Source organism: uncultured Nostoc sp. (assembly GCF_937863485.1).
In the GTDB taxonomy this organism is placed as follows: Bacteria; Cyanobacteriota; Cyanobacteriia; order Cyanobacteriales; family Nostocaceae; genus Nostoc.
On the sequence record NZ_CALMFY010000231.1, the window covers coordinates 1 to 6,363 of the forward strand.

A 6,363-nucleotide genomic window follows, 5' to 3' on the forward strand; every position below is an offset into this window, starting at 1 on the left:
CCTGAAACGTCTTCTCCTCGTTTGGGCAAACAGATCACCCCAATTTCTAAGGTCTTTTCAGGCGCATGGGGTGTCGAGTCTGACCAGAGGTGGGCAAGGAGCGCTGTCCCTTGGTTGGGAACAGAGTAAATTTCAAATAAACCAGAGAGGCGACGAATTGCGCCCATTCCATTGCCTGACGTTCCCGCTGTGGAAAAGCCATCTTGCAAACACTGATCTACATCGACCATGCCCGATCCTTTATCGAGTGACAAAACCTCAATGCCGACTGCTAAATGCTGGTTGAGCGTCCGCAGCAGCACCACTCCGCCATGAGCGTGCTGCACTAGATTGTTAGCAACCTCTGTCACCACAATGCCAACCTTGCCCCGTTCCGTTTCCTGAAAGCCGAGCCGAGTTGCCAAAGCCATCGCTACCCGTCGAGCTTCCCCGGTCTGGCTGGATTCAGTAATTGTGATAGCGACAGATTCTCTCATTTTATTTCCATCGTACAATTTTTATCCGTGTCCCTTCTCCCACCGCAGAATGAATCTCAAACTCGTTGGCAAGTCGTTTGGCACCGCCCAGCCCCATACCCAATCCACCCCCAGTAGTAAACCCATCCTTCAGCGCCAACTCAATATTAGAAATTCCCGGACCATGATCTTCAAAGGTCAGCCTGAGTCCTCGTCGTCCCCCTTCCTGAAGCGTTTCTAGCTTTACTGTGCCGCCTCCCCCATAGTCTAGGGTATTGCGGGCTAACTCACTGGCGGCAGTCACAATTTTAGTTTGGTCTACTAAGCCAAAGCCAATCTCCACGGCAAACTGGCGCACGGTCTGCCGAACTAAGACTACATCTGTAGAAGATTCAATGTCCATCGTTTCAGTCTTCTGGATCGTCATCTGCCCTCCATTTGGTGGCAGTGATTTGATCTGTGGTTTTATCGAGTGATGATCGCAACAGTGCCATGCCCTTTTCTACGTTTAGGGCAGTGCGAATGCCCGTCAGCGATAGCCCCAATTCCACTAAGGTGATTGCCACAGCAGGCTGCATTCCAACGACAACTGTTTGTGCATCCAGCACCCTTGACATTCTGGCAATGTTGCTTAAAATTCTCCCAATGAAGGAATCAACAATCTCTAATGCAGAAATATCGATCAGGACACCGTGAGCATGAGTTTGAGTGATGCGGTTGGTCAGGTCATCCTGTAGCGTCATGGCGAGGCGATCGTGCATGTCTACTTGGATTGTCACAAGCAGTAAATCGCCCATTTTGAGTATGGGAATGCGTTCCATTGGCTTTTCCTATCCACCTATTTGGGTTGAGAGCGGGTGATGGTCACTCCCATCCGTTTTAGCGCTGTGAGAAAGGCATCGGCTAACGTTGCCTTTGTTGTGACATTAGCCAAATCAATACCGAGGTAGACGATTGTTTGGGCAATTTGAGGACGAATGCCACTGATCATACAATCGGCTCCCATGAGACGGGCAGCAGTAACGGTCTTGAGCAGATGTTGAGCAGTGAGGGTATCGACGGTGGGAACCCCAGTAATGTCAATGATCGCAACTTCTGACTCGGTTTCGACAATCTTCTGCAATAACGATTCCATCACTATTTGAGTGCGGGCACTATCCAGAGTGCCGATAATCGGCAATGCCAAAATTCCGTCCCAGAGTTTAACTACTGGGGTAGACAGCTCCATCAACTCTTCCTGCTGTCGCAAAATCACCTCTTCCCGCGTCTTCTGATATACTTCCATGATCAGCAATCCCATCTGATCGAGTAAGTTTGTGGCTAGCCAGATTTCTTCACCCAACTCAATCGGGTCTTTCAATTGTTGACGCATCCGCTTAAAGAGGGGTTGCTTGAACGAAAAAATGAATGTAGCCGTTTCAGTGGGTGTGAAGCCTTTTTGCGATCGCGATCGAGAAATGCTACTTAGCATTTCCCGCATCTCCTCCCATGTCACTCCCTGAATATTGGTTAAGTTGCCTTGCCCAACGGCGATCCGAAACAAGCTAAGGAATTCCCGGCACTCCTCCTTGATCTCAGCTTCTTTAATCAAGCCTCTGCGAAGATTAATAGTGGCTAGCTCCTGAATCCACTCCGATAGCATATCTGCCTCGAAAGTTTCCAGGATCTCTGGTATCTTACTTTCGCTCATCGTTCCTATAAGGGCAACCCCTTTCATCAGTTCAAAATCAGTGTATGACGATTTAGCCTAACCTGAAAGCTGAAGTTGGAGAGCGATTTTTTTCGGGGGCCCGGCGACATGGAATAGTTTATTAAGCTCCCTAACAATGTTGAGACTGGCTTTTTAAGCTAGGATTCGCTAAACTCACAAAATTAAATTTGCAACTAAAAACTTTCAATTAGCAACTGCCAGAAGACTAAGGTACGGATGTGGGAAACAAAATACAATTCATAGATAGGCTGCGACTGGGTTTCGCGGTGTCAGTGGCAAAAAGTGTGACGTTTATAGTGCGATCGCTCCGTTTGGGTGCTGCTAGTGTATTACCAGGCTCGATTGCTCGTCGCATTGAACCCCGACTCTTACAATTATTGAGTCAGCAAGTTAAAAACGGGGTGATTTTAATTGCTGGTACTAACGGCAAAACCACTACAGCACTGCTTTTATGCACGATATTAGAACGCAAGGGTTACCGCATCGCTCATAATTCTACAGGTGCAAATCTAGAAAATGGCTTGATAAGTGCGTTGTTGGAAACCACCACCTTACTAGGTACACTAAATGTTGATTACGCCATTTTGGAAGTGGATGAAAATATTGTACCAAGAGTATTAACGCCACTCCAACCGCGAATTATTCTCTGTTTAAACTTATTCCGCGACCAACTCGATAGGTACGGGGAAGTAGACACAATTAGTAAGCGTTGGACAAAAGTTATTTCTACCCTACCAGTAGAAACGGTGGTAATTCCCAATGCTGATGACCCAACTTTATCTAACCTCGGTCAGCAGTTACCTCAACGGGTGTTATTCTTTGGCTTGAATGAACCAGAACATTATCTGGAAGCTATTCCTCACGCTGTTGATTCTATCTATTGTCCCAAATGTGGACATTCCTTAGATTACAAGGGTGTTTATTTGTCTCATTTAGGAGATTTTACTTGTCCCAAGTGTAGTTTTAGTAAAAGTAAACCGACTCTCGAAAGTAGTGAATGGTCGCAAATTCTTGTTGGTTTGTACAACAAATATAATACTTTAGCGGCTGCGACTGCGGCTATTGAGTTGGGAGTTGATGAAGCAACAATTAAAGATACTATTAACACCTTTCAAGCTGCGTTTGGTCGGGCGGAAGATTTAGTAATTAACGGTAAACGGGTGCGGATTCTGTTATCAAAAAATCCCGTGGGAACGAATGAAACCATTCGCGTAGTTACTCAAAGCACAGATAAAACCACACTGCTAGTATTGAACGATCGCACACCCGACGGCACTGATGTATCCTGGATTTGGGACGTGGATACTGAGAAATTAGTCGAACGTGGAGGGACATTAGTAGTTAGTGGCGATCGCGTCTACGATCTGGCACTACGTCTACGTTACAGTCAGAAGTCCTGTGAGAGTGGGTTAAATTTAATAGTCGAAGAAGATTTGCCACAGGCGATCGCTACTGCATTAGAGCATACACCAGAGAATGAAACTTTGCACATTCTGCCTACCTATTCAGCCATGTTAGAAGTGCGAGAAGTCTTGACTGGTCGAAAAATTCTTTAAATTAGGGAGTGGGGAGTAGAGAAATTTTTCCCTATGCCCCATATTTCGTTACTCAAAGAGTTTTCAACCACCAGACACATCACCGAGGACAAATTCACGATATGCTAACCCAAACGGAAATTGCTCCTCCAAGTTTGGATATGCACAGAGTGATTTCATAAGTTGATAAAAACTATTAGTTATTAATCAAGAGTTATTTATGAGTTCTCAAAATTTTGAATTAACAATTGGTTGGCTTTATCCAACGTTGATGAGTACCTATGGCGATCGCGGTAATGTAATTACTATAGAACGTCGCGCCCAGTGGCGGGGATACGATGTTAAAGTATTACCCCTGGATCAAAATGCCACAGCCGCAGATATTAAAACTGTAGATGTAATAGTTGGTGGTGGCGCACAAGATCGTCAGCAAGAAATTGTCATGCGTGATTTGCAAGGTGCAAAAGCTGACGCCATGCGCGAGAAAATTGAAAATGGTACGCCAGGAGTGTTTACCTGTGGTTCCCCCCAGTTGCTGGGACATTATTATGAACCAGGATTAGGACAACGGATTGAAGGTTTGGGAATACTCGATTTAGTTTCCGTGCATCCTGGTGAAAATACTAAGCGCTGTATTGGTAACTTGGTAATTGAAGTCACAGCCTCACGTCTGGCGCGAGATTTAAAAGAGATGACGGGAAGTACACCATATTTGGTAGGCTTTGAAAATCACGGCGGACGTACCAAACTGGGGAAAGTAGAAGCATTGGGGCGAGTGGTGTACGGTTTGGGAAATAATGGTGAAGATGGGACAGAAGGAGCATTTTATCAGAATGCGATCGCAACTTATTCCCACGGCCCTTTGTTACCAAAAAATCCTTTTGTCGCCGATTGGTTAATTCAAACAGCACTGCGGCTAAAGTATCAGCAGGAAATTACCTTAGAACCTTTAGATGATAATCTTGCTGTACAAGCGCGGGAAGCGATGTTTAAGCGGTTGAAAGTAAGTTTACCAAGTGTTGCTGCGGCAAAAGTTTAACCTCAGTTCGCTGATTAAGCCTCTCCCCGTGTCAGGGAGAGGTTTGGAGAGGGTTCAATGACATCAAGCAAGGGGGCAAAGTATGACTCAAGCCTTAGCTAAACAAGTAACATTTGATGAATTTATCGCCTGGTATCCCGAATCTTCAGACAGGCATTATGAACTACATGATGGGGTAATTGTTGAAATGCCTAAGCCAACAGGGAAGCACTCAGAGATAGCTGGGTTTATCAATGGTTCTTTGTTTATTGAAATCACTCATTTGTCCATGCCTTACTTTATCCCTAAAGAATGCGTCATCAAGTCAGTTAATACTGATTCAGGTTATGAACCAGATGTCATCGTTCTGGATAGACAAGCTGTTAGGGATGAAGCACGCTGGAAAAAAGAATCTATCATCACGCGGGGTACTTGCGTTCGTTTGGTTGTAGAAGTTGTTTCAACCAACTGGAGTGATGATTATGCCTTGAAGCTAGAAGATTACGAGTCTTTGGGCATTCCTGAGTATTGGATTGTAGACTACCTCGGCTTAGGTGGTAGACGCTTTATTGGCAATCCTAAACAACCAACTATCTCGATTTACCAATTAATTGAAGGTGAGTATCAGGTTAGGCAATTTAGAGGAAATGAGCGCATTCAGTCGCCAGCGTTCCCAGAGTTGAATTTAACTGCTGAACAGATTTTTCAAGCTGGAGAAGTCGCGTAAAAAACGGCTAAAGAAGTAAAAGAACCATCAAAGACTCATTCACGAGTATCAAAGACTCATCGGCGAGTATCAAAGACTCATCGGCGAGTATCAAAGACTCGTCCGCGAGTATCAAAGACTCGTCCGCGAGTATTAAAGACTCATTCACAAGTATCAAAGACTCATTAACGGAGTTCATAGCCCCATTAATGAGTATTAAAGACTTGTTTACAAGCAAATCTGAGCCATTGGTAATGATAAATTCTTTTTAGATTCCGTAAAAATCATTAGCGCTCATGTAGTGCTACACAGGATAGTAGGTTGCTTTGATATCTTGTAGCATTCTCAATTAGCACCCGCGATCGCCTGAAACTCGAAGTTCTAGAAAGCAATAGCCAAAGCCACTCAAGTAGACTAAAACCTAAGTCTGGAAAGAATTTAGTCCTCTTAAGAGGATTTTCGCTATCAGCCATAGGTTTCTAACCTGTGGCGGTTGTTGAGATTAGTGCAAAATATTAATAGTTGCGAGATTGTCCAGCGAATCAGGGGCATTACATATAACTTTCGTTGACAGGTGAACCTCAGTATGGCAAATACGCCCCAATATTTCCTTGAAAAAATCCGAGAAGCGAAAGAGAAACAGCTTAAAGAATTAGATTTAAGCTGTGATTTGCGTCATGGTAACAAGGAAAAGTTAACAGAAATTCCTGCTGAGGTGTTTGAACTGGAATGGTTGGAGGTTTTAAATTTAAGCGGCAACGAATTAACGACACTGCCAGAAGCCATTACCCGCCTGGAACAACTCACCTCCCTGGATTTAAGCGGCAACCAATTAACGACACTGCCAGAAGCCATTACCCGCCTGCAACAAATCACCACCTTACATTTAAGCAGTAACAAATTAACGACGCTGCCAGAAGCCATCACCCGCCTCCAAC

At 44.6% G+C, this 6,363-nt stretch carries 9 protein-coding genes; 5 read left to right on the top strand and 4 right to left on the bottom strand.

Going from position 1 to position 6,363, the window contains the following annotated elements; all coding sequences use genetic code 11:
- From Q0541_RS31545 to Q0541_RS31560, 4 genes are all read right to left on the bottom strand, one after another.
- A partial coding sequence (locus Q0541_RS31545) for an anti-sigma regulatory factor (protein WP_298920415.1) occupies positions 1-476 on the bottom strand: 476 nt, incomplete at its 3' end.
- Between the two features lies 1 nt (position 477).
- A complete protein-coding gene (locus tag Q0541_RS31550) occupies positions 478-882 on the bottom strand; it encodes an anti-sigma regulatory factor (protein WP_298920417.1) in 405 nt (134 codons plus the stop codon).
- Positions 863-1,276 carry an STAS domain-containing protein gene (locus Q0541_RS31555; protein ID WP_298920419.1) on the bottom strand — a complete coding sequence of 138 codons (414 nt, stop codon included), beginning with the start codon at positions 1,274-1,276 and terminating at the stop codon, positions 863-865. The genes Q0541_RS31550 and Q0541_RS31555 overlap by 20 nt, the downstream gene beginning before the upstream one ends.
- Before the next feature lie 17 nt (positions 1,277-1,293).
- Positions 1,294-2,145: an STAS domain-containing protein gene (locus Q0541_RS31560; RefSeq protein ID WP_298920421.1), complete on the bottom strand. Its 852-nt coding sequence runs from the start codon at positions 2,143-2,145 to the stop codon at positions 1,294-1,296.
- 239 nt (positions 2,146-2,384) lie between these two features.
- On the opposite strand from Q0541_RS31560, the gene Q0541_RS31565 reads away from it, so the two are divergent.
- From Q0541_RS31565 to Q0541_RS31585, 5 genes are all read left to right on the top strand, one after another.
- Positions 2,385-3,722, top strand: coding sequence for a Mur ligase family protein (locus Q0541_RS31565; RefSeq protein ID WP_298920423.1), 1,338 nt, complete (start codon positions 2,385-2,387; stop codon positions 3,720-3,722).
- An 8-nt stretch (positions 3,723-3,730) separates the two neighbouring features.
- Positions 3,731-3,883 carry a DinB family protein gene (locus Q0541_RS31570; protein WP_298920425.1) on the top strand — a complete coding sequence of 51 codons (153 nt, stop codon included), beginning with the start codon at positions 3,731-3,733 and terminating at the stop codon, positions 3,881-3,883.
- 38 nt (positions 3,884-3,921) lie between these two features.
- Entirely contained in the window at positions 3,922-4,740 is an 819-nt protein-coding gene (locus tag Q0541_RS31575) for a type 1 glutamine amidotransferase (protein WP_298920426.1), read from the top strand.
- Between the two features lie 82 nt (positions 4,741-4,822).
- Positions 4,823-5,446: a Uma2 family endonuclease gene (locus Q0541_RS31580; protein ID WP_298920428.1), complete on the top strand. Its 624-nt coding sequence runs from the start codon at positions 4,823-4,825 to the stop codon at positions 5,444-5,446.
- A 565-nt stretch (positions 5,447-6,011) separates the two neighbouring features.
- Positions 6,012-6,363, top strand: a 352-nt coding sequence (locus Q0541_RS31585; protein WP_298920430.1) for a leucine-rich repeat domain-containing protein, incomplete at its 3' end; no start/stop codon positions are given.

Coding starts and splice junctions, on each gene's coding strand:
- Q0541_RS31550 (WP_298920417.1), bottom strand. CDS start 882: ATGACGATCCAGAAGACTGAAACGATGGACATTGAATCTTCTACAGAT.
- Q0541_RS31555 (WP_298920419.1), bottom strand. CDS start 1,276: ATGGAACGCATTCCCATACTCAAAATGGGCGATTTACTGCTTGTGACA.
- Q0541_RS31560 (WP_298920421.1), bottom strand. CDS start 2,145: ATGAGCGAAAGTAAGATACCAGAGATCCTGGAAACTTTCGAGGCAGAT.
- Q0541_RS31575 (WP_298920426.1), top strand. CDS start 3,922: ATGAGTTCTCAAAATTTTGAATTAACAATTGGTTGGCTTTATCCAACG.
- Q0541_RS31580 (WP_298920428.1), top strand. CDS start 4,823: ATGACTCAAGCCTTAGCTAAACAAGTAACATTTGATGAATTTATCGCC.